Below are 21,497 nucleotides of genomic sequence, written 5' to 3'. Positions count from 1 at the left end.
ACGCCCTTCGAACCGTGGCTCGGGCGCGATTCGAGGCGGCACCACCGGATCGCGGCGGTGGCCTGGGCCGAGGCCGCGCCGTCGGCGGCCACGGCGCTGGGACGGGGGTTGTCGGCCGGAGGTCTTCGCGCAGAGCCGGGTGTGGTGCCCGAGGGGCCAGGGCGGCCCTGACCGGAAACCTCGGAGGGCACCACCGGCAGGCGGTCAGGGACGGGGCCAGGGGCGGCCGGTGAGACGTTCGATATCGGTGTTGAACCGCTGGAGGCAGGCGGCGAAGGTGGCGACCTCCTCGGGCGTCCAGCCGTCCAGCACCTTGTCCATGCTGCGGACGATCTCGTCGCGCTGGCACCGGAGGCGGCGCTCGCCTTCGGCGCTGATGTGGAACTTGCGGGCGATGCCCCCGTCGGGGTCGGGGATGCGTTCGACCAGCCCGGCGCGGAGCATGGCCGAGGTCTGCCGGTTGAGGGTGGAGGGGTCCAGGTCGAACGCCTCGCTGAGCTGCCCGATGGACATCGGGCCGACGAGCTGGATGCGGCTGAGCAGGACGTAGGCGCTGCGGTCCAGGTGGTCGCCCGCACGTTCGGCGCGGGACAGGGTCAGGTGGTAGTACCGCCCGAGCAGCATGGTCTCGTACTCGATCGAGTGTGTGGGCTTCTCCAAGCCGATCCCTCTCCAGACTTCCTCGCGTCCTGTTCCGCCATACGAGCGCGCATCGGTGGTCGGTGTGTATCACCCCCATTTTATGCATCAAGCACATTATGTGTATCGTACACATCGCCTTATTTGTCCAGACAAGGGAGATCCACGTGGACGACTCCACGTCCACCACCCGCCCCGGTGGGATCGTCGGTGTGCTGGCGGTGGCCGGTATCGTCGCCTCGCTCATGCAGACCCTGGTGGTGCCGCTGATCGGCGAGCTGCCACGCATATTGCACACCGACGCGGCCAACGCCTCCTGGGTGATCACCATCACCCTGCTGGTGGGGGCGGTGGCCGTCCCGGTGATCGGGCGGCTCGGCGACCTGTACGGCAAGCGCCGGATGATGCTGGCCTGCTCGGTACCGATCATCGCGGGCTGCGTGACCTGCGCGCTGGCCGACTCGGTGACCCAGATGATCATCGGGCGAGGTCTGCAGGGCATGGGCATGGGCATGATCCCGCTGGGCATCAGCGCACTGCGTGACCTGCTGCCGTCCGAGCGGGTAGGCCCCGCGATCGCGCTGATGAGCTCGTCCATGGGCATCGGCGGAGCGCTCGGGATGCCGGTCGCGGCGGCGGTCGCCGAGTACGCGAGCTGGCGGGTGCTGTTCTGGGGCGCGACCGCGCTGAGCGTGCTGGTCGCCGGCCTGATCTGGCTGCTGGTGCCCGCCACGCCCGCCCGGACCACGGGACGCCTCGACGTCGTCGGCGCGCTCGGCCTGGGCATCGGCCTGGTCTGCCTGCTGCTGGGGGTTTCCAAGGGTGCGGACTGGGGCTGGGCGAGCGGAACCACCCTCGGGCTGTTCGCCGTCGCGCTGGTCGTCTTCGTGGTGTGGGGCTGGTGGGAGCTGCGAGCCGGTGACCCACTGGTCGATCTGCGCGTCACCGCCCGGCGCCCGGTACTGCTGACCAACGTGGCCTCGATCGTGGTCGGATTCGCGATGTACGCCCAGGCGCTGATCGTGATCCAGATCCTGCAGCTGCCCGAGGCCACCGGGTACGGTCTGGGCCAGTCGATGCTGGCCGCCGGCCTGTGGACGGCCCCGTCGGGCCTGATGATGATGGTGGTCTCGCCGCTGGGCGCACGGCTGTCGGCCGCTCGCGGCCCCAAGGTCACCCTGGTCACCGGCAGCCTGGTCATGGCGCTCGGGTACGGCTCATCGATGGCCCTGCTCGGGACGACGTGGGGCCTGCTGATCGTCACCTGCCTCTGCAGCATAGGCGTCGGACTGGCCTACGGCGCGATGCCCGCCCTGATCATGGGTGCGGTTCCCCGGTCGGAAACCGCCGCGGCCAACAGCTTCAACTCACTGATGCGCTCCATCGGCACCTCGGTGTCAGCCGCGGTGATCGGTGTCGTCCTCACCCAGATGACCATGCGGCTGGGCGGGCACACCCTGCCGTCCGAGAGCGGCTTCCGCACCGGTCTGCTGATCGGCTGCGGCGTCGCGCTCGTCGCCGCGGCGATCGCCTCCGCGATCCCGGCGCGCCGGGCCGACTCCCCGGCCGAGGACGCCGTCACCGCCGAACCGGCGACCGTGTCCTGACGCCTCCACCGAGGACTCCGCCGTTCCGCCCTCGAACGCGCGGAGCGCCCTGAGCACCCGGACAGGGGAACCGCGCCAAGAAGCGGGTCTGTTGACATCGCCGCCGACGGTTTGAGCCGGTGCAGAACTTTGCGGAGGTGGACGGCATCTCATCGAAGGAGTAGATGAGGCGAGGGGGCCAGCGATGATCGACGCTCTTCAACCGGGTGATCCGCAGCGGCTGGGGGAGTACTGGCTGGCCGGTCGGTTGGGGGCCGGGGGGCAGGGGGTGGTCTACGACGCCTACGACGAGGACGGGACCCGTGTCGCGATCAAGGTTCTGCACAGCTCCGGCGGTGCTTCGCAGTATCTGAAGGAGGTGCGGGCGGCCCAGCGGGTCGCGTCGTTCTGCACCGCGAAGATCCTCCAGGCGCGTCTGGAGGGTCCCAGGCCGTACATCGTCAGTGAGTTCGTCAACGGGCTGAGTCTGGGCCGGGTCGTTCAGGACGGTCGTCGCTTCCAGGGCGATGACCTGCATCGGCTGGCGATCGGGGTGGTGACCGCGCTGGTGGCCATCCACGAGGCCGGGATGATCCATCGTGATCTCAAGCCCGACAACATCCTGCTCGGCCCCGACGGCCCGCGACTGATCGACTTCGGGATCGCCCGGACCGTGGAGATGTCGCTGACCCCCATGGGGATGCCCGCCGGCACCCCTCCGTACATGGCGCCGGAGATCTTCGAGGGTAGGCGGGCCGGAGCGGCGGCCGATGTCTTCTCCTGGGGGGCGATCGTGTTGTTCGCCGTCACGGGCGAGCATGCCTTCCAGGCCGATTCCGTTCTCGGGGTGGCTCGTCGGGTGCTCACCGCCGATCCTGATCTCGGTATGTTGCCGGAGTCGCTGCGTATGCTGGTCGGTGCGGCGCTGGCCAAGGACCCGCTCGCCCGGCCGACGGCCCGCGCCATCCTGTCCGCCCTCATCAACGACACACCGGACACCCCCGGCGACCTGATGGCGGCGGGTAGCGCGGAGGCAGGGTCACCGGCCCGGTGGGAGCCGATCGATCCGACCCTGGGCATGATCGCCGAGGATGCCTACACCGCCCTCACCCCTGAGGAACGCGACCGTGTTCCCGAGGTCTTCCTCCGCCTGGTGACGGTCGGCGACGACGGCGACCTGTTGCCCCGGCCGGTCCCGCACGCCGAACTCTTCGGCGGGCTGACACCTCCGGAGGAGCGGGTGCTGCACAACATGCTCATGGCTTTCCGTGACCTGGTCACCCATGCCGATGAGCGGATCACCCTCGCCAGGCCCGCGGTGCTGAGGGCCTGGCCTCGGCTGCGCGGCTGGCTCGACACCGAGCGCGACGGCCTGCCCGTCCATCACCGGATCCGGCAGGCCGCGCAGGCGTGGGAGACCCGCGGCCGGCGACCGGGAGACGTGCTCAGCGGCGGAGTTCTGGAAGAGGCCCTGCTCTGGGTCACCACAGGCCGTCGGCGTCTCGTACTGAACCGGCTGGAGAGCGAGTTCCTCAACGCCGGCACCCGCGCCCTGACCCGCGACATCCGGCGCCGCCAGGCCCTCACCGTCTTCCTGGCCGCGCTCCTCGCCGTGGCCCTGGTGGCGACGGCCCTGGCCGTACGGGCGCGGCGAGACGCCGACCACCGGCGCGACGTGGCCGTCTCCCACCGGCTCGCCGCGCAGAGCGAACTCCTCGCCGGCGATCCCAGGCTGTCGGCACTGCTGGCGGTGGCGGCCTGGCGCGTCAGCCCGACCCCCGAGGCCCGCACCGGCATGCTCACCGCCCTGAGCGACCCGGAGCGCGCGATCCTGGCCGGCCACACCAACGTGGTCGCCTCGGTGCCCTTCAGCCCCGACGGACAGGCGCTGGTCACCGGTGGTCGTGACGGCGCGGTGCGCCTGTGGGATGTCGGCATCCCCGGTGATCTCCCCGCGGCGCTCTGCGCGATCGCCGCGGACTCCCTGACCCGCGAGGAATGGGCGCGGTACGTCCCCGAAGTGGACTACCGGACGGTCTGCCCGTGACACTCGCATCCGTTCGTCCGGCGTGACGGGCGAAGATCGTGGCTGTGCCGCTCGGCCCCCGGTCGTTTCCCGAGCTCTTCGGGCATCGAGATGAGCCCGTCGCCGCCCGGCGGCGGAGGAAGGCCGGAGCGCACGAAGCGGCTTGACCGGCGAATCGTTCTTCCCAGGGAACGGAGGGTCGTCTTCGGCGCCCGGGGTCCGGCCGGGCGGGCCGACGTGCCTGGTCAGGGCGCTCCTGTCAGCGGTGAGAAAACCTTGTTGCGGACACGGTCAAGGAGCTGCAAAGATCATCTTTATTGATGTCACGCCTTTTGTAAGGAAAATGGGTGCCCAAAAAGCCGTCGAGCGAATTGGGAGTCCGAGGCCACACCTTGGCGCTCTCGACCCTGCTCGCCTTCGTCATGCTCCTCACGTTCGCGCCGCCGGTGAGCGCCAACGCGTTCGGATGGTCGTATCTGCATCCGTCAGGGTGTTGCGCGCAGGCCGACAACAAGGACCATTACTACAACTACTCGTCGTTGACCTCGTACATGAAGGTCGCGGCCAACTACGCCATGATCAAGCTGGACTCCCAGACCGACATGGCCACGCACTACGACTCCAACCCTGACAAGCACACCGATGTGGAGATGTTCGACCAGTACTACAACGACTACTGGGGCCTTGACTGGGACGGGTCGAGCACCGGAAAGAACATCTACGCCCACGCCAAGTGCGTGCGGATAATCAGCCCGGGGACCATCAACGGCTGGTGGAAGTGCGACCAGTACGAGATCCGCTTCGATCTGGCCGACATGAGCCGCTTCTCGGAGAACGAGCGTAAGAAGACGACCTGCCACGAGGTGGGGCACACCACCGGGCTCGACCACTCCTCCCAGAGCACCTCCTGCATGAAGTCAGGCCGCTCCACCGTGCGCACCTACACCGCGCACGACGTCGCGCACATCAACGGCCGATTCTGAGGACGGAACACATGCCTAAGACGTTCCGATCCCGCACCGCGGGAGTGAGCCTCACCCTGGTCACCGCCCTGGGCCTGCTGGCCGCCGTCGGTGTGGCCGCCGCCCGGTCCAACGAGCCCGCTCCTCCGTTCTGGTCCCTGATGCGCTCCGACGTGGGCGAGTCGACGGGCGAGTACCTCTACGACTCGCTGGACGACCTGACGCCGGGTGCGCCCGCCTCCGGAGGCTTCGCCCCCGCGGCGGCGATGCTGGAGGGCACCGTCGTCGGCATCGAGCCGGGGATCGCCTTCGGCTCCGACGACGGCGCGGGCGCCGCGCCCATCGTCGGCTACGACGATCCCGACGCGGCGGTCCGCTACGCCAGCCTCGTCGTCAGGGTGGACCGTACGCTGTCCGGGCAGCTCGGCCTCGGAGTGCGGAACGGTCAGATCCGGCTGCAGGTCGAGCAGCCCGGTCACATCTCCCTGGACCTCCTGCGTACTTCCATCGGCAGCGCGGGGCACGGGCTGTTCTACGTGCACAACGCCCTGGAGCGCAGCCAGGCCGAGGGACGGGCCGTGCCCCAGGCGCTGGCCGGCTACCTGGCCTCGGTGCACATCCCGATCGGCGAGGGTGTGTTCGTCGAGCAGGCACCGGGCGAGCCGGTCATCGCACCGCTCATGGACAACCCGGAGCGGGTGAACCAGATACTCAACGGCGGCCCGCCGCCCGTGGAGGAGGAGCCGGAGCCGGAGACCCCCAGGCCCCCCAAGCCCTCGGACTTCCCGCACGAGGAGGACCCCGGCCAGACGCCCACCCCTGTCCCGGACCCCACGGACGATCCCGACGCCTCGGTGCTGGACGTCCCCGACCCGGTCACGGCGGACACCCCCGGCCCCACGGAGAACGAGCCCGAGGTCGACACACCGACCCTGGGCCAGCTGCTGAACCGCGCGGTGCGCGCGGCCTGAGAGGCCGGCACCGACACCGGGCCGGACACCCGCCGGCCCGGCCACTCCGATGAGACACGGCCCCGCCCCGGCGAACCGGGGCGGGGCCTCATCTTCGATCCCCGACCCGTGTCCTGGGATCGCCCCGGCGGTTCACCGGCCGGCTTGAGCCGTACGGGAACCTTGAGCCGTACGGAACAGCGTGATGGTCCGGCCCGCAACCAGGTCTGATTTCCGCCAGCGCACCGACCGGTCAGGGCCGAACATCGATCCATGAGCACCTTCCGTACTTTCGCCATCGACGCCGAGGTCGTCGCCGGGTTGCGGGTCCGTGACGACGCCGGGCGCCCGCCCCGTCCGGTCACCGACACCGAGGGAGGTTCCCCGCTGCGCTGCTGCCTGCGTCACAGCCTCCCCGGAGAGGAACTCGCCCTGCTCTCGTACGCGCCGCTGCGCCGGTGGGCGGCCCAGGCCGGAGCCGACCCCGGCCCGTACGACGAGGTGGGCCCGGTGTTCGTGCACGCCGAGCCGTGCGAGGGGTTCGGCGGGACGGATTTTCCCGCCGGGATGGGGGGTGAGCTGCGGGTCTTCCGCGCCTACGACGACAGGGGCGGCATCCTGGGCGGACGGCTGGTGGAGCACCACGTCAGCGGTGACGCCATCGCGTCGGAGGCCGTCCTGGCCGAGCAGTTCGCCGACCCCGAGGTGGAACTGGTGCACGTACGGGCCGTGCTGTTCGGCTGCTTCATGTTCGAGGTACGCCGCGCCTGACCCCGGCCCCCCGGGATCGCGTCCTCCGCCTGACCGGCAGGCCGGCCAGGCGGAGGACGGCCCCGCCCGGCCGGTCAGCGGAAGGCGGAGTGGCCGGTGACCGCCCGGCCGAGGGTGAGGGCGTGGATCTCCTCGGTGCCCTCATAGGTGGCGACGCTCTCCAGGTTGACCAGGTGGCGCATCACCGGATACTCGAGGGTGATCCCGTTGGCCCCGTGCACGCCGCGCGCGACGGCGGCCACCCGCTGGGCGGCGCGCACGTTGGCGAGCTTGCCGAAACTGATGTGGGAGTGGTGGGCCCGCCCCTCGTCCTTGAGGCGGCCGATCCGCAGGGCCGTCAGGTTCGCCTGGTCGACGTCCACCAGCATGTCGGCGATCTTCCGCTGGGTGAGCTGGAAGGCGGCGATCGGCCGGCCGAACTGGGTGCGGGTCCGCGCGTAGCCGAGCGCCGCCTCGAAGCAGTCGCGGGCCGCTCCCGCGGCTCCCCACACGATGCCGAAGCGCGCCTCGGACAGGCACGACAGCGGGGCCTTGACGCCCTCGGCGAGGGGGAGCGCCGCCTCGTGCGGGAGCCGTACGCCGTCGAGGACGAGTTCGGAGGTGATCGAGGCGCGCAGCGAGATCTTCCCGTGCAGTGTGGTGGCGGAGAAACCCGCGGTGTCGCGGGGGACGAGGAAGCCGCGGATGCCGTCCTCGGCTCTCGCCCACACGACGGCGACGTCGGCGACCGACCCGTTGGTGATCCACATCTTGGTGCCGTCGAGGACCCAGTCCATCCCGTCCCTGCGGGCCCGGGTACGCATCGAGCCCGGGTCGCTGCCCGAGTCGGGCTCGGTCAGGCCGAAGCAGCCGATGGCCTCACCGGCCGCCATGCGCGGCAGCCACTCCCGCTTCTGCTCCTCGGAGCCGAACCGGTGGATCGCCGTCATCGCCAGCGAGCCCTGGACGGACACCAGGCTGCGCAGTCCGCTGTCAACGGCCTCCAGTTCGCGGCAGGCCAGCCCGTAGCTCACCGCGTTGGTGCCCGCGCAACCGTAGCCCTCCAGGTGCATGCCCAGCACGCCCAGCGCGCCCAGGCCCCTGGCCACCGCGTGCGGGTCGGGGATGGTGCCCGCCTCGAACCAGCCGGCGACGTGCGGCCGGAGTTCGGCGCGGCAGTAGTCGCGCACGGCGTCGCGGATCGCTCGCTCCTCGTCGTTCAGGTCGCGGTCGACTTCCAGGAAATCATGCGGGTTCAACAGGGGGCCTCACTGAGTGGACGGCTTGATGGATGGCGCCCGCCTGCCGGAGGAGGGCGATGCGGTCGTCGGTGATGCCGAGTTCGGCCAGCAGTTCGCGGGTGTGCTGGCCGAGAAGCGGCGGGGGAGCGATGTCGCGGTCGGCGGAGACGCTCTCCAGGGTGAATCCGGTGCGGATGAGCTCCAGCGGTCCGGCGGTCGGGTGCTGGAGCCGCAGGGTCACGTCGCCGGCCGTGCGGATCGCGTCCAGGACGCCCCGGATCCTGCCGGAGGGAACTCCGGCGGCGTCGAGCCGCGCGATCCATTCGTCCACCGTGCGGGTCGCGAAGACGGCGCCGAGTTCGGCGACCAGCGCGTCGCGTTCGCGGACGCGGCCGTCGTTGGTGCGGAAACGGGCATCGCCCGTCAGGTCGTCGCGTCCGATCGCCGCGCACAGCGCGCGGAACAGCCGGTCGTTGCCCGCGGCGACCATGAGACGGCCGTCGGCCGCCTCGAACGCCTGGTAGGGCACCACCGTCGGGTGCGCGTTGCCGTAGGCGAGCGCCTCCTCACCCGAGACCAGCGCGCTCTGCGCCACGTTGACCAGACCGGACAGCGCCGATCCCAGGAGCGAGACCTCGACCAGCTCGCCCTGTCCCCGGGTCGCCTGGCGGTGCAGGGCGCCCAGGATCGCGACGGCCGCGTTGAGCCCGGCGAGCACGTCGGTGATCGCGACCCCGACCTTGCTCGGGGACTCGCCGGTGATGTGCATGTAGCCGCTCTCGGCCTGGATCGTCGCGTCGAACCCCGGCCGGTCGCCGCCGGGGAACCCGGTGATCGAGCAGTACACGACGCCCGGGTTCGCCTGCCGTACCGCCTCGTATCCGATGCCCAGGCGCTCGGCGACCCCGGGGCGGAAGTTCTCGATGACCACGTCCGCCTCGGCGCACAGCCGCTGGGCGACCTCGCGGCCGAAGGGGTGCTTGACGTCGAGCGCGAGACTCCGCTTGCCGCGGTTCACCGCGAGATAGTAGGCGGCCTCGCCGCCCGCGTACGGTGGGCCCCAGGCCCGGGTGTCGTCGCCGTGCTCCGGATGCTCGACCTTGATCACATCCGCGCCGAGCTCGGCGAGGACCATGGTGGCGTACGGCCCGGCCAGGACCCGGGAGAAGTCGGCGATCCGGATCCCGTCGAGCGGACCCGTCATCGTCCCTCCCACGGGAACCGGCTGCCGAGACCGGCTGGACTCATGACCCGAACCGCCGGGCCGCGTCCACCGCGTCGAGCCAGCGGCGGTACCCCTCCGGAGAGATCTCGCGGGGCTCGAAGACCCGGCCGCCACCTCTCACCTCGGAGATCTCGGCCGGGTCGCGCCACACCCCGCCCGCCAGGCCGGCCAGGAAGGCGGCGCCCAGGCCGGTGGCCTCGGTGGTGTCCGGCCGTACCACCGGCCGGCCCAGGAGATCGGCCTGGATCTGGCAGAGCAGGTCGTTGGACGCGGCTCCGCCGTCCACCGCCAGATGGGAGACGGGGATGCCCGCCGCACCGCTGACGGCCTCCACGACGTCGCGGATCTGGTAGGCGATGCCGTCGAGGACGGCACGGGCGAGATGGGCGCCGGTGGTGCCCCGGGTGATGCCCAGCAGGGCGCCCCTGGCCCGCGGATCCCAGTGCGGCGTGCCGATGCCGGTGAGCGCGGGGACGAAGATCAGCCCGTCGCTGTCGGGCACGGACGCGGCCAGCCGCTCGCTCTCGGCCGAGTCGCTGATCACGCCCAGCCCGTCACGCAGCCACTGCACCGCGGCTCCGGTGACGAACACCGATCCCTCCACGGCGTACTGGACCGGCTCGCCGGCGAGTTGCCAGGCGACGGTGGACAGCAGTCCCGCGTCGGCGGGGGCGAGTCGGTCGCCGGTGTTGACCAGCAGGAAGCTGCCCGTGCCGTAGGTGCACTTCATCGCGCCGGGAGTGAACGCGGCGTGGCCGAACAGCGCGGCCTGCTGGTCTCCCGCCACTCCGCCGATCGGCAGGTCCAGCCCGAGAAAGTGGTCGGGCGCGGTGCGGCCGATGAGCGCGCTCGAAGGAACGATCTCCGGCAGTGCGGCCGGCGGCACCTCGAAGAGCTCGGTCAGCTCAGCGGACCAGCCGGCCGTGGCGAGGTCGAACAGCAGGGTCCGGGAGGCGTTGGACGGATCCGTGGCGTGCAGCCGGCCGCCGGTGAGCCGGGCCAGCAGGTAGGAGTCGACGGTGCCGACCGCGGTGCGGCCCTCTCGCACACCGGCCCAGACCTCCGGGAGGTTCCCGCGCAGCCAGGCCAGCTTGGTGGCGGAGAAGTAGGGGTCCAGCGGGAGCCCGGTGAGATCGCGGATCCGCGGCTCGTGCTCCCTGAGCCGGTCGCACTCTCCGGCGGAGCGGCGATCCTGCCAGACGATCGCCCGGGTCGTCGGCCGCAGGGTCGCGCGGTCCCAGAGCACGACGGTCTCGCGCTGGTTGGTCAGCCCGACACAGGAGACCGGTACGGCCGCCGCGGCGAGCGCGTCCGAGCAGGCCCGCAGCGTGGCGGCCCAGATCTCGTCGGGGTCGTGCTCGACGAGGCCGGGCGCGGGAAAGTGCTGCGGGAACTCCTGGTGGCCGCGGCCCAGGACACGCCCGTCCTGCGCGACCACGAGTGAGGTGACACCGGTGGTCCCGGCGTCGATGGCCAGAACGCTCACGCGGCACCACTCCATCGGCCGGCGAGGTCGGCGAGCAGGGGGACGAGTTCGGCGTCGGCGGAGGTGTCCAGCGCCGAGTGGGTCACCTCGGCCGCGTGCGTGTAGCTCCCGGCCTGCTCGGCGGCCCAGCTCGCGGTACGGCCCAGCGCGCCGGCCAGCAGGCGGGCCACATGGGGTGCGGCGCTCACGCCTCCGTCGGCGGTCTCCAGCCCGGCCCGGCTGCGGCGGCGCAGTATGTCGTCCACGGTCATCGCGGCCTCGTGCCGTGCGGCGTACAGGACCTCGGCCGCCAGCAGTGAGGGGGTGCCCGGTACGGGTTCCAGCAGTTCCGGGTTCCGGCGGCCCAGGGTCAGCAGGGCCGGGTAGTCGGCGCCGTAACGGCGTGCCAGCCGTTCCACCGCCGCCACGGGAAGTCCCGCGGCCACGGCCGCGGAGTCGCGGCGGTTCCAGGCCTGGGCGTAGCCGTTGGAACCGACCAGCCCGAGGTGCTCGGTCACCGACGGGCGGACCTTCGGCAGGCCGCGCACCACCGCGTCGACCGCGTCCTTGGCCATGATCCGGTAGGTGGTCAGCTTGCCGCCGACGACGACCACGACGCCGGGCGCGACCTCCTTGACCACGTGCTCGCGGCTGATGGCCGTGGTGGAGTTCCGGTCGGGCTGGTCCACCAGGGGACGCAGGCCGGCGTACACGCCGAGCACGTCGTCCCTGGTCAGCGGATCGCTCAGCCACTGGTTGGCCTGGTCCAGCAGGTAGCGAACGTCGGCGCCGGTGGGGAGCACCGGCCCGGGGCCGATCTCCCAGGGGGTGTCCGTGGTGCCGACGAGCACCACGTCCCCCGTCGGGATCAGGAACAGCACGGAGTGGGGCGTGCGGGCGATCAGCGCGCTGTCGAGCCTCAGCCGCTCGCGTGACACGACCAGGTGCACGCCCTTGGAGGCGCGGACCCCCACCTGCTGGTCGCCGAGCATCTGCTGGGTGAGCCCTGACCAGGGGCCGGTGGCCAGCACCACGCGGCGTGCGCGGACTGTGAACTCCGTACCGGTGAGCAGGTCCTCGCAGGTGGCGACCGTGTGGTCGGAGCGGGAGGCCAGGGCGTTGACCCGGACCCGGGTCAGCACGGTGGCCCCCTCCCGCGCGGCCGTACGGGCGAGTGTGACGACCAGGCGGGCGTCGTCCACGTGGCCGTCGTCGTAGGCCAGCGCGCCGACGGCGGCGTCACGGCGCAACTGCGGCGCCTCGCGGAGCAGGGCGCGGTGGGTCAGGTGCCGGTGCCGGCGGAAGCCGTGCCGGTCGCCGATCCCGGCGAGCGCGTCGTAGAGGGTCAGCCCGGCGCCCACGTAGCCGCGCTCCCAGACCCGGTGGGTCAGCGGATAGAGGAAGGACATTCGCTGGACGAGGTGTGGCGCCAGGTCCTGCAGCAGGCCGCGCTCGTGCAGCGCCTCCCGGACCAGCCCGAACTCCATCTGCTCCAGGTAGCGTACGCCGCCGTGGAGCAGGCGGCTGGAGTTGCTGGAGGTTCCCGAGGCAAGGTCGCCGCCCTCCAGCAGGGCCGTGGTCAGCCCGCGTGAGGCCGCGTCCAGTGCCGCGCCCGCGCCGGTCGCGCCGCCGCCGACCACCAGGACGTCCAGCAGGCCGCCGGTCAACTCGGTCAGGTCACAGTCACGGCGCAGCGGGTCGAGGCTGTCGCCCGCTCCGAAGGGCAGACCGGCCGCGAACGGTTCACGCTCTCGCTCAGAGATCATCATGTTCTGCTCCATTACCAGCGTCGCTGTACTTCCTCGGCCCAGCCGTACAGGTCGTCGATCCTGATCACGGTTCCGTCGTCGGCGACGACGGTGCCGCGGTAGTGACCGAAGGCCTGGTCCTCCCGGCTGCGCATGTAGCGGAGCCGGGTGACGTCGGAGGACCGGACGTACTCGGGGACGAACTCCAGGTCGACCCGCTCGCCGGTGATCTGCCAGGGGGCCATCCAGTCGGAGGTGTCATAGCGCCAGACCAGCTCCTCGCTGATCTTGTGCAGCCTTCCGTCCAGGAAGATCCCGTTCTCCACGCTGCCGGTACCGTCGGTCCACTTGCCGCCGATCTGCACGCCGATCTCGTGGCCGCCGGAGCGCCCGGACGCCGCGCCCCAGTTCCACAGCACGTTGCCGGGCCACCGGCCACGTCCGTGGTCCAGGGTGGCGAGGGTGTCCTCGGCGGTCAGCTTGATGCGGCGGCCGTTCACGACCAGCGTGCCCTCGGCGGGGCGTCCGAGATCCTTGACGGTGTACTGGAAGCGGCGGGATGACCAGGGCACGACCACGCCCAGGCTGTCACGGCCCTCGACGCGGTGCACGAGCAGGTCGGCCTCGAACTCGGGGGACCTGACCCGTAGCCGGGTTCCCACGGTCGCCTCGTCCACGGCGATCTTGACCGGGCCCTTCGCGATCCTGACGCTGCCCTCGCCGCTCCGCTCGGAGAATCCGGTGCCCTGGCTCGGTACGAGCAGGCTCCGGCTGAACACGTCCTTCTTCGTGGCGCGGTCCAGGTACCAGACGGACTCACCGGCCAGATAGTCCAGGCTGGAGGCGCTGAAGGAGAAGATGTGCTCGGGACTGGTCAGGCACCAGTAGTCCCAGCGCATCGTACGGCCCCAGCCCCGGATGTTGGACCGGTGCAGCGGGGTACGGCTCCAGCCGACCGCGTCCGGATTGAGGCGCCCATCCGGACGGCAGAGGTCGACCCGCTTGGTGATCTCACGCTCGACGATCCGGCGGGAGGTCTCCTCGGTCATCGGCCCAGTCCCACGTTGACGTACTTGTACTCCACGAAATCCTCCACTCCGTGACGGCCGCCCTCGCGGCCGTATCCACTGCCCTTGACCCCGCCGAACGGCCCCTGCGGCGGGGCGAGCGGGGCTCCGTTGACCGAGACGATGCCGAACTGAAGTTCCTCGCAGACGCGCACGACCCGGCCCAGGTCCCGCGTCCACAGGTAGGCGGCCAGGCCGTACGGCGTGGCGTTGGCCCTGGCCACCACGTCGGCGTCCTCTGCGGCGCCGAAGGTCAGGATCGGGGCGACCGGGCCGAAGGTCTCCTGCCGGCACACCAGCATCTCGTCGGTGACGCCGGTCAGGACGGTGGGCGGATGCAGCCTTCCGGTTCCCTCCCGGCGGGTCGTCGCGAGCCGGGCGCCGTGCGTGAGGGCGTCCTCGACATGCCGCCTGACCTTGGCGAGCGCCCGGTCGTCGATCAGCGGGCCCATCGTGACGCCGGGGTCCATGCCGTTGCCCACGGTGATCGCCTCGGCCAGCCTGACGAGCTCGTCGGTGAACTCCGCGGCGACGGACTCGTGGACGTAGATCCGGTTCGGGGAGGTGCAGGCCTGGCCGGCGTTCATGAACTTGGCCCGGGCCACGCCCGCGGCGGCGGCGGCCACGTCGGCGTCGGGGAAGACGAGCACCGGGGCATGGCCGCCCAGCTCGACGCTGAGCCGTTTGACGTCGTCGGCGCTCTGCCGGATCAGCTGCCTGCCGACGGCCGTCGAGCCGGTGAACGACACCTTCCTGACCCGTGAGTCGGCCATGACCGCCTCGGCGAACTCCTGCGGCCGGGACGTGGTGACCAGGTTGAAGACCCCCGGTGGGAAACCGGCCTCGGTCAGGCACTCGGCGACCGCGATCGCCGACAGCGGGGTGAGCTCGGAGGGTTTGAGGACCACGGTGCACCCCGCGGCCAGCGCCGGGCCCAGCTTGCGGGTGATCATCGAGACCGGGAAGTTCCAGGGGGTGATCGCCGCGACGACGCCCACCGGTTCCGGCAGCAGCCAGATGCGGGTGTCGGTGCTGGTGGAGGGGATGGTCTCGCCGTATACGCGGCGGGTCTCCTCGGCGGACCACAGGAGGTGGTCGGCTCCCGCGACCACCTCGCCGGTCGCCTCCGCCAGCGGTTTGCCCTGCTCGGCGGTCATCACCGCGCCGATCGCCTCGGCCCGGCCGGTCAGCAGCTCGGCGGCCCGGCGCATGATCGCGGCGCGTTGGTGCGCGGGCATGGCGTGCCAGCCGGGGAGCGCGGAGGCCGCCGCGTCGACGGCCTCGGTGGTCAGCTTCCCGTCGCAGTCGGCCACCTCGGCGACGGTCTCGCCGGTCGCCGGATCGGTGACCGCGAAGCGTTCCGCCGCGTCACGCCAGCGCCCTCCGACGAGGGCCTGTCCCGTCTTCATCTCTCCTCCTCCATCACTTCGATCAGCGCGGCCAGCGCGGCCATCTCGTGGGCGTACTGCAGCTCGCTCGCGCGGCCGATGTCCCCCTCGACGAGCGCGTCCCTTATCGCCACGTGCTCGGCGTGGGATTTCGGCAGCCGCCAGGGGACCAGCCGGAAGCCGCGCTGGGCGGTCTCCGTCTTCGACCACAGGCCCACCAGCATCCGGTGCACCAGGCGGGACTTCTCGGTGTCGCAGATCAGCGAGTGGAACCGGCGGTTCAGGCCGGCGAAGGCGGCGACGTCGCCGCTGTCGATGGCGACGACCGAGGCCTCCAGGACGGTGTCCACCTCCAGCAACCTCGCACCGCTGAGCGGAGCGGGGTGGAGCTGGAGGGCCAGGGAGGTCAGCGCGGCGCGGATGCCGTACAGCTCCCGCACGTTGTCCACGGTGAACTCGGCGACCACCGCGCCGATGTGCGGGCGCTCGACGAGCCACTCCTCGGACACGAGCTGCTTGATGGCCTCACGTACCGGCGTGTCGCTGACGCCGACCGCCTCGGCCACCACCCTGGTGATGATCTTCGTGCCGGGCTGGGCCTGGCCCGACATGATCATTTGCTTGATGTGGTCGGCCGCGAGATCCGCCTTGGTACGGAACGGCTTCGGCCGGCCTGACGGGGGGAACACCTCTGTCATCGCTGTTGGACACCCCTCAAACCCGTTGGACGGTCAGCGGCTCGATCGCCGTGTGGTCCAGCTCTACACCGAGACCGGGGCGGTCCGGAACGGCTACAACCCCGTTGGAATCGGGCAGCAGCGGCTCGGTGAGCATGACGTGGAAAACCTCCGGAACGATCACCGGAGGATCGTAGGGGTATTCCAGCCAGTCGCAGTTGGGCAGTGAGGCGCAGAGCTGCAGGTTGCCCGCCACCCCGAGTCCGGTGGCCCAGGCGTGCGGGACGACCCGGCGGTGCTTGGCCGCGGCCATCGCGCCGAAGTCGCGCAGGGCCGCGATGTCCTCGCTCTCGTTGGCATCCGGCTGGTAGATGGTGAAGCAGTCGTCCTCCAGCAGTCGGACGAGCTGGCCGATGCCCCGGTTGTGCTCGCCGCCGGCGATCGGGATCGGCGAGGCCGCGGTGAGCTCGCACAGCGCGCGGTAGTCGTGGCGGGGGAGCGGCTCCTCCAGCCAGGCGACGCCGAGATCGGCCAGCTCCCTGGCGGTGGTCAGGGCCCGGTCGAAGTCCCACATCATGCGGCTGCCGTCGGGCCGGTAGCGCCAGCGCGCCGCCGCCTGGTTGGCGTCCACCATGATGGCGATCTCCGGGCCCACCGCCTCGCGGACCGCGGCCACCTGGGCGACGTCCTCGGCGATCGTGTCGGCGTGGACGCGCAGTTTCACGCCGGTGAAGCCCTCCGACACCACGCGCAGCGCGTCCTTGGCCCGCTGCCCGGGGTCGCGGACCTCGCCGAAGCTGGCGTAGGCGCGGACCTGGCCGGCATGCCCGCCCCAGAGCTGGTACAGCGGGCGCCCGCAGGCCTTGCCGACGGCGTCCCAGACGGCCACGCTCACCACCCACGGGCGCGGGAAGACGTACTCGGCCACGTAGCGCAGGTGGTTGGCGATGTGGCCGGTGGCGAACAGATCCATTCCGACCAGCCGGGGGCGGATCCATCCCCTGATGGTCTCCAGCAGCAACGGGCCGGTGGCGTGGCCCATGTCGCCGCCCGCCACGCCGACCACGCCCTCGTCGGTCTCGACCTCGACGATCACGGCGGACATGCTGCGGTGGGCGCCCTCGGGGGCCCACGACGGGGCGAAGGGGCGTGGATAGGGCAGTTCGATGAGGCGCGCCCGGACATCTCTGATCCTCATTGCCGCCTCATCCCTTGGTCGCGCCATCGGCGAGACCCTTGATCAGATACTTCTGCACGGCCAGCGCGAAGATCACCACAGGCAGTACGGTGAGCGTGCCCACGGCGGCCAGCGGGCCCCAGAGCCCGCCCTTCTCGGTGTCGGCCGCGATCCCGGCGATGGCCACCGGGATGGTGACGGCCTTGTCGTTGGTGAGGATCAGGGCGAACAGCAACTCCTCCCAGGCCAGGATGATGCAGAAGATCAACGTGGAGACCATGCCGGTCAGGCTGCACGGCACGATGATCCGGAAGAACGCCCCGATCCGGGAGCAGCCGTCGATCATCGCGGCCTCCTCCAGCTCCTTGGGCAGGCTCTTGAAGAACGCGCGCATCAGCCAGACGACGTACGGAACCAGGAAGGTCACGTAGGCGAGGATCACGGTGATGTACTGGTCGGTCAGCCCCAGCTTGCGGGCCACCAGGAACATCGGCACGACCAGCGCGATCGGCGGTACCGCGCGCGAGGCCAGGATGAGGCCGCCCATGACACCCGCGCCGCGCATCCTCATCCTGGACAGCGCGTAGCCGGCCATCGAGCCGGCGACCATCGAGATGATCGCCGCCCCCACCGCCACGATGATCGTGTTGATCATGCGGGGCAGGATGCGGGCCTGATGGAAGTAGCTGACGTAGTTGTCGAAGGTGATCTCGCTGATCCACTTCGGCGGGATGGTGAAGATGTCCTTGGGCAGCTTGAAGGAGATGCTGATCATGAAGATCACGGGGTACAGGAAGGCCAGCGTGACCAGGATCGCGGCCGTGATCGTCGCGATCCGTCCCAGGCGGGCCCGGCCGGCCTGCCGGTTTCCGGGTGCCGGGGCGGCGGTGCTCACCATCGGTTCTCCAGACGACGGCTGATGCTGAACAGGAAGTAGGTGAGAACGACGGTGATGATCAGCACTATCGTCGCCATCGAGGAGGCCGAGCCGAACTCCAGGCTGCGGAAGCCCTTCTCGTAGATGTAGAGGTTCACCACGTTGGTGGCGTTACCCGGGCCGCCCCTGGTCGCGGCGAGCGCGATGTCGAACATCTTCACCGCACCGAGCCACCGGACCACGAAGGCCGCGGCCATCACCGGCACCAGCAGCGGCAGCGTGATACGCCACAACGTCTGCCAGCGGCCGGCGCCGTCGGACTTGGCCGCCTCGTACACGTCACCCGGCAGGGCCATGATCCCGGCCGCGGCGATGAGGACCACGAACGGCGTCCACCGCCAGGTGTCGATCAGGATCACGCTGACCATGGCGAGGGTCGGGTCGCCGATCCACTCCACCGGGCCGATGCCGACCAGGCCGAGCGTGTAGTTGACCACGCCCCAGAGCGGGTCGAGCAGCATCCGCCAGACACCGCCGGCCACGACCGGGGCGACCACCATGGGGATGAGGAACAGCGCGCGCAGCACGCCGCGGCCCCGCCACTCCACGTTGAGCAGGAAGGCGATGGCGAACCCGAGGATCATCTGCAGCGGCAGCGCGATCACCAGGTAGATGCCGGTGACCTTGAGCGACTCCAGGAAACCCGGGTCCCTCAGCACCATCTCGTAGTTCTTCCAGCCCACCCAGCCGACGGGTTCGAAGAGCGCCAGGTCGAAGTCGGAGAAGCTCACCCAGAGCGTGTAGAAGATCGGATAGAGCAGCATGCCCGCCAGCAGGACGAGCGCCGGGGTCATGAACAACCACGCGGTACCCGGCTCGCCGAGCCGGAACCGCCGGGCGGCCCTGGGGCCGGACCCCCGGGCAGGGGCCTTGCCGGCCCCTGCCCGGTGTGTGCGAGTGGAGACACTCACTGCGGGTAACCCTTGGACTTCAGCAGCTCGGTGATCTCCTTGGCCGCCTCGTCGACGGCCTGCTCGGCGGTCGCCTGACCGGACATCGCCCGGCTCGTCTGCAGGGCGAGGATCTGCTGGACCGCGTCGGCCTCGGGGAGCCGCGGCCGCCACATCTTGTTCTTCTCCACCGCGGCGTAACCGGCCTTCAGCGCCTCGTAGACCGGGGCGACCCACTCGGCCGCCGGAGTGCCGTTCAGCGTGGAGTTACGCGCCGGAAACGTTCCCAGCGCGCTTCCGGCGAACTGCTCGCCCTCCTTGGAAGTGATCCACTGCAGCCAGGTCCACGCGGCGGCCGGGTGCCGCGTCTTCTTGGCGATGCCCGCCGACCACACGCCGCGATGCGCGCCCGGACCGGCCGAACCCGCCGGGAGGGTGGTGAGGCCGACGTCCTCCGGCTTCAGCGTGGTGGACGTCTCGTCCACGGCCGTGCCCTTGTAGACGCTGCCCCACATGAGCATGGTGGCGGTCCGGCCCTGGCGGAAGGCCTCGAGCGGCTCGTTGAACTGGTAGGTGCTCGCTCCCGGCGGGGCGTACTTCAGCAGGTCGACATGGGTCTGCAGGGCCTTCACCCCGGCCTCGTTGTTGAACGCGACCTTGAGGTCGTCGTCCAGCAGCGCCACGCCGTTGGAGTTCAGGACGGTCTGCCAGACGGTCGGGGTGAGCGGGTCCTTGGTGAAGTAGGTGCCGATCGCCCAGGCGTCGACCTTGCCGTCGCCGTCGGTGTCCTGGACCAGCTTCTTGGCGTCGGCGAAGTACTGTTCCCACGTCGTCTCCGCCGTGGGTTCCTGGACGCCGGCCTTCTTGTACAGCTTCTTGTTGTAGAACATCAGCAGCAGGTTGGAGCGGACCGGGACGGTGTACTGCTTGCCGTCCCACTGACCCGCGGCGAGCGGGGTGGGGTTGAAGTCGGCCCAGTCGTAGCCCGCGTCGGTCCACTTGCTCACGTCGGCCTTGAGGTCCATCAGGCCGCCGGTCTTGGCCAGCTGGGGGATCCACGAGTCGTCGCCGAGCACCACGTCGTAGGTCGGGGTGGGCCCGGTCAGCTCCAGCATGGTCTTGGGGAGCTGGTCGTTGTACGGCACGCCGTCCACGGAGACCTTGATATTGGGGTACTTCTTGTTGAACTCGGGGACCAGCTGGTCCTGCCACTGCTTGGCGAAGGCGTCGTTGGCGATGACCCTGATGGACACGGGGTTCTCCGCCGTGCCGAGTCCGCCGCCGTCGGCGGAGACCTCGGACGCCGTCGAGCCGCACGCTGTGATGGTCAGGCCGAGCGCGGCTGCTGCTGCGGTCAACCGGAGGGAACGGCGCATGGCCGGTCCTCCTCTCGGGGGTTGTACAGGATGGGGAAAGGGGTGTTGCGGAGAAGAGGTCAGAGGGCGGGGTCGATCGCGAGCTTGACGATGTCCCGGCCGTCGAGGGGGGAGCCGTCGCCGAGGGCGGCGAGGGCCTCGCCCACCCGTCCCAGCGGCACCCGGTGGCTGACCACACGGTCGTACGGCCGGCCGCCGCGTTCCAGGATGAGCAGCGCCTGGTGGTAGTGACGCAGCATGTCGGGGCCCGCGCCGTAGACACCGGCGATGGTGATGTCCCGTTTCAGCAGGTCGCTGAAGGGATTGAAGGGGATCGTCCCCCGATCGGTGAAGTTGCCCAGCTCGGCGAGCACGCCACCGTCGGCCACCAGGCCGATGGCCTCCATGAAGGCGGCCGGCGAGCCGCTGGCGCCTATCACGCAGTCGGCTCCCGGCGCGCCGAGCACGTCGAACACCGCACTGCGGCGCTCGGCCACGCCGGTCAGTTCCTGGATGCTCACCGTCGCGTCCGCCCCGAGCGCCGCCGCCAGTTCCAGCCGCGCGTCCGGAGCACCCACCGCGACGACCCGGTGCGCTCCCGCCGCGCGGGCCGCGACCACGGCCATCAGCCCGATCGCGCCCACTCCCTGGACGACCACGGTGGAGCCGACGCCGACCGAGCCCCGGGTGATCCCGTGCAGCGCCACCGACATCGGCTCCTGCAGGACCGCCACCTCGGCGGGCAGGGTCGTCCGATAGAACACCGTGCCCGCGTTGGCGGCGTGCAGGTAGTCGGCGAATCCGCCCGTCAGATGCGGTGGGGTCGTCACCGGTGAGGTGAACCCGTAGGACGGGCGCCGGTCAGGACAGCCGGCGGGACGGTGCCGCACCTGGCACTGGTAGCAGCGCCCGCAGCTCAGTGCGGGGAAGACGCCGACACGGTCGCCCACGGCCACGGGCTGCCCGCTGTGATCGGCGTTCACCCCCTCACCGAGAGCGGCCAGGGTGCCGACGATCTCGTGCCCCAGCAGGGCGGGAAAGGTGATCCTGTCAAGGCGTCCCCGGTAGATGTGCGCGTCGGTGCCGCAGACGCCGCACAGTTCCAGCTTGATGACGAACTCACCCGGACCGGGGTCGGGGACGGGGTAGGACCGGACCTCCACCGGCCCTGCGGCGTCCATGACGACTGCTGCTCGCGCCGCTGCCCTCATCCATCCCCTCCATATTCTGGATTCTATAGAATATGGAGGGAACCATAGGAGGCTTCCACAAGAGGGGTCAATAGCCGGATTGCATCTGTTACCAGGACGTTTCATGCTTTGGTCGCCCAGGTGTCCGGTTTGCCGCTGGTCCGCCCCCGGTACGGCACCCCTCACCACCCGCGCCGGAGCGGACCGCCGACGACCGGCGTGAC

At 70.7% G+C, this 21,497-nt stretch carries 18 protein-coding genes; 5 read left to right on the top strand and 13 right to left on the bottom strand.

All coding sequences use genetic code 11. The features are described from left to right. Nucleotides 1-204 precede the first annotated feature (204 nt). The gene (locus AB0K21_RS37505; RefSeq protein ID WP_343978100.1) at nucleotides 205-660 is read right to left on the bottom strand and encodes a MarR family transcriptional regulator; all 456 of its coding nucleotides are present in this window, start codon (nucleotides 658-660) and stop codon (nucleotides 205-207) included. Nucleotides 661-806: 146 nt separating this feature from the next. Between AB0K21_RS37505 and AB0K21_RS37500 the strand changes: the two genes are divergently transcribed. From AB0K21_RS37500 to AB0K21_RS37480, 5 genes are all read left to right on the top strand, one after another. Next, nucleotides 807-2,246: an MFS transporter gene (locus tag AB0K21_RS37500; protein ID WP_343978097.1), complete on the top strand. Its 1,440-nt coding sequence runs from the start codon at nucleotides 807-809 to the stop codon at nucleotides 2,244-2,246. Nucleotides 2,247-2,430: 184 nt separating this feature from the next. Continuing rightward, on the top strand, nucleotides 2,431-4,272 hold the full coding sequence (locus AB0K21_RS37495; protein WP_364156857.1) for a protein kinase: 1,842 nt from the start codon (nucleotides 2,431-2,433) through the stop codon (nucleotides 4,270-4,272). Between the two features lie 371 nt (nucleotides 4,273-4,643). Next, entirely contained in the window at nucleotides 4,644-5,234 is a 591-nt protein-coding gene (locus tag AB0K21_RS37490) for a matrixin family metalloprotease (protein WP_364156854.1), read from the top strand. A gap of 11 nt (nucleotides 5,235-5,245) precedes the next feature. Further along, the gene (locus AB0K21_RS37485) at nucleotides 5,246-6,184 is read left to right on the top strand and encodes a hypothetical protein (protein WP_364156851.1); all 939 of its coding nucleotides are present in this window, start codon (nucleotides 5,246-5,248) and stop codon (nucleotides 6,182-6,184) included. Between the two features lie 252 nt (nucleotides 6,185-6,436). After that, the gene (locus AB0K21_RS37480; protein WP_343978092.1) at nucleotides 6,437-6,934 is read left to right on the top strand and encodes a DUF1203 domain-containing protein; all 498 of its coding nucleotides are present in this window, start codon (nucleotides 6,437-6,439) and stop codon (nucleotides 6,932-6,934) included. A 74-nt stretch (nucleotides 6,935-7,008) separates the two neighbouring features. Here AB0K21_RS37480 and AB0K21_RS37475 read toward each other — a convergent pair whose 3' ends face one another. From AB0K21_RS37475 to AB0K21_RS37420, 12 genes are read right to left on the bottom strand one after another with little or no spacing between them, the layout of a single operon-like run. Next, nucleotides 7,009-8,172: an acyl-CoA dehydrogenase family protein gene (locus AB0K21_RS37475; protein WP_343978089.1), complete on the bottom strand. Its 1,164-nt coding sequence runs from the start codon at nucleotides 8,170-8,172 to the stop codon at nucleotides 7,009-7,011. Beyond that, complete coding sequence (locus tag AB0K21_RS37470) at nucleotides 8,159-9,358, bottom strand: CoA transferase (RefSeq protein WP_343978086.1); 1,200 nt, start codon at nucleotides 9,356-9,358, stop codon at nucleotides 8,159-8,161. Before AB0K21_RS37470 ends, AB0K21_RS37475 begins: the two co-directional genes overlap by 14 nt. Nucleotides 9,359-9,398: 40 nt before the next feature. Next, on the bottom strand, nucleotides 9,399-10,865 hold the full coding sequence (locus AB0K21_RS37465) for a glycerol kinase (protein WP_364156846.1): 1,467 nt from the start codon (nucleotides 10,863-10,865) through the stop codon (nucleotides 9,399-9,401). Continuing rightward, the gene (locus tag AB0K21_RS37460; RefSeq protein ID WP_343978081.1) at nucleotides 10,862-12,613 is read right to left on the bottom strand and encodes a glycerol-3-phosphate dehydrogenase/oxidase; all 1,752 of its coding nucleotides are present in this window, start codon (nucleotides 12,611-12,613) and stop codon (nucleotides 10,862-10,864) included. The genes AB0K21_RS37465 and AB0K21_RS37460 overlap by 4 nt, the downstream gene beginning before the upstream one ends. An 11-nt stretch (nucleotides 12,614-12,624) precedes the next feature. Next, entirely contained in the window at nucleotides 12,625-13,641 is a 1,017-nt protein-coding gene (locus AB0K21_RS37455; protein WP_343978078.1) for a DUF2804 domain-containing protein, read from the bottom strand. Continuing rightward, nucleotides 13,638-15,068, bottom strand: coding sequence for an NAD-dependent succinate-semialdehyde dehydrogenase (locus AB0K21_RS37450; protein ID WP_364156841.1), 1,431 nt, complete (start codon nucleotides 15,066-15,068; stop codon nucleotides 13,638-13,640). The genes AB0K21_RS37455 and AB0K21_RS37450 overlap by 4 nt, the downstream gene beginning before the upstream one ends. Continuing rightward, nucleotides 15,065-15,745 carry a GntR family transcriptional regulator gene (locus AB0K21_RS37445; RefSeq protein WP_364156838.1) on the bottom strand — a complete coding sequence of 227 codons (681 nt, stop codon included), beginning with the start codon at nucleotides 15,743-15,745 and terminating at the stop codon, nucleotides 15,065-15,067. The genes AB0K21_RS37450 and AB0K21_RS37445 overlap by 4 nt, the downstream gene beginning before the upstream one ends. 16 nt (nucleotides 15,746-15,761) lie before the next feature. Next, nucleotides 15,762-16,922, bottom strand: coding sequence for a mandelate racemase/muconate lactonizing enzyme family protein (locus AB0K21_RS37440; RefSeq protein ID WP_364156835.1), 1,161 nt, complete (start codon nucleotides 16,920-16,922; stop codon nucleotides 15,762-15,764). A gap of 7 nt (nucleotides 16,923-16,929) precedes the next feature. Then, the gene (locus tag AB0K21_RS37435; protein ID WP_343978066.1) at nucleotides 16,930-17,799 is read right to left on the bottom strand and encodes a carbohydrate ABC transporter permease; all 870 of its coding nucleotides are present in this window, start codon (nucleotides 17,797-17,799) and stop codon (nucleotides 16,930-16,932) included. Then, entirely contained in the window at nucleotides 17,793-18,749 is a 957-nt protein-coding gene (locus tag AB0K21_RS37430) for a sugar ABC transporter permease (protein ID WP_364156832.1), read from the bottom strand. Before AB0K21_RS37430 ends, AB0K21_RS37435 begins: the two co-directional genes overlap by 7 nt. Further along, nucleotides 18,746-20,104, bottom strand: a complete 1,359-nt coding sequence (locus AB0K21_RS37425; RefSeq protein ID WP_364156829.1) for a sugar ABC transporter substrate-binding protein — start codon at nucleotides 20,102-20,104, stop codon at nucleotides 18,746-18,748. The genes AB0K21_RS37430 and AB0K21_RS37425 overlap by 4 nt, the downstream gene beginning before the upstream one ends. Nucleotides 20,105-20,163: 59 nt before the next feature. Continuing rightward, a complete protein-coding gene (locus tag AB0K21_RS37420) occupies nucleotides 20,164-21,294 on the bottom strand; it encodes an alcohol dehydrogenase catalytic domain-containing protein (protein ID WP_364156826.1) in 1,131 nt (376 codons plus the stop codon). Nucleotides 21,295-21,497 lie beyond the last annotated feature (203 nt).

The sequence above is a fragment of the Streptosporangium sp. NPDC049248 genome, assembly GCF_040678965.1.
Classification (GTDB): Bacteria; Actinomycetota; Actinomycetes; order Streptosporangiales; family Streptosporangiaceae; genus Streptosporangium; species Streptosporangium fukuiense.
Note: the sequence above shows the minus strand (reverse complement) of the source record. Positions and strands in the feature narration are given on the sequence as shown.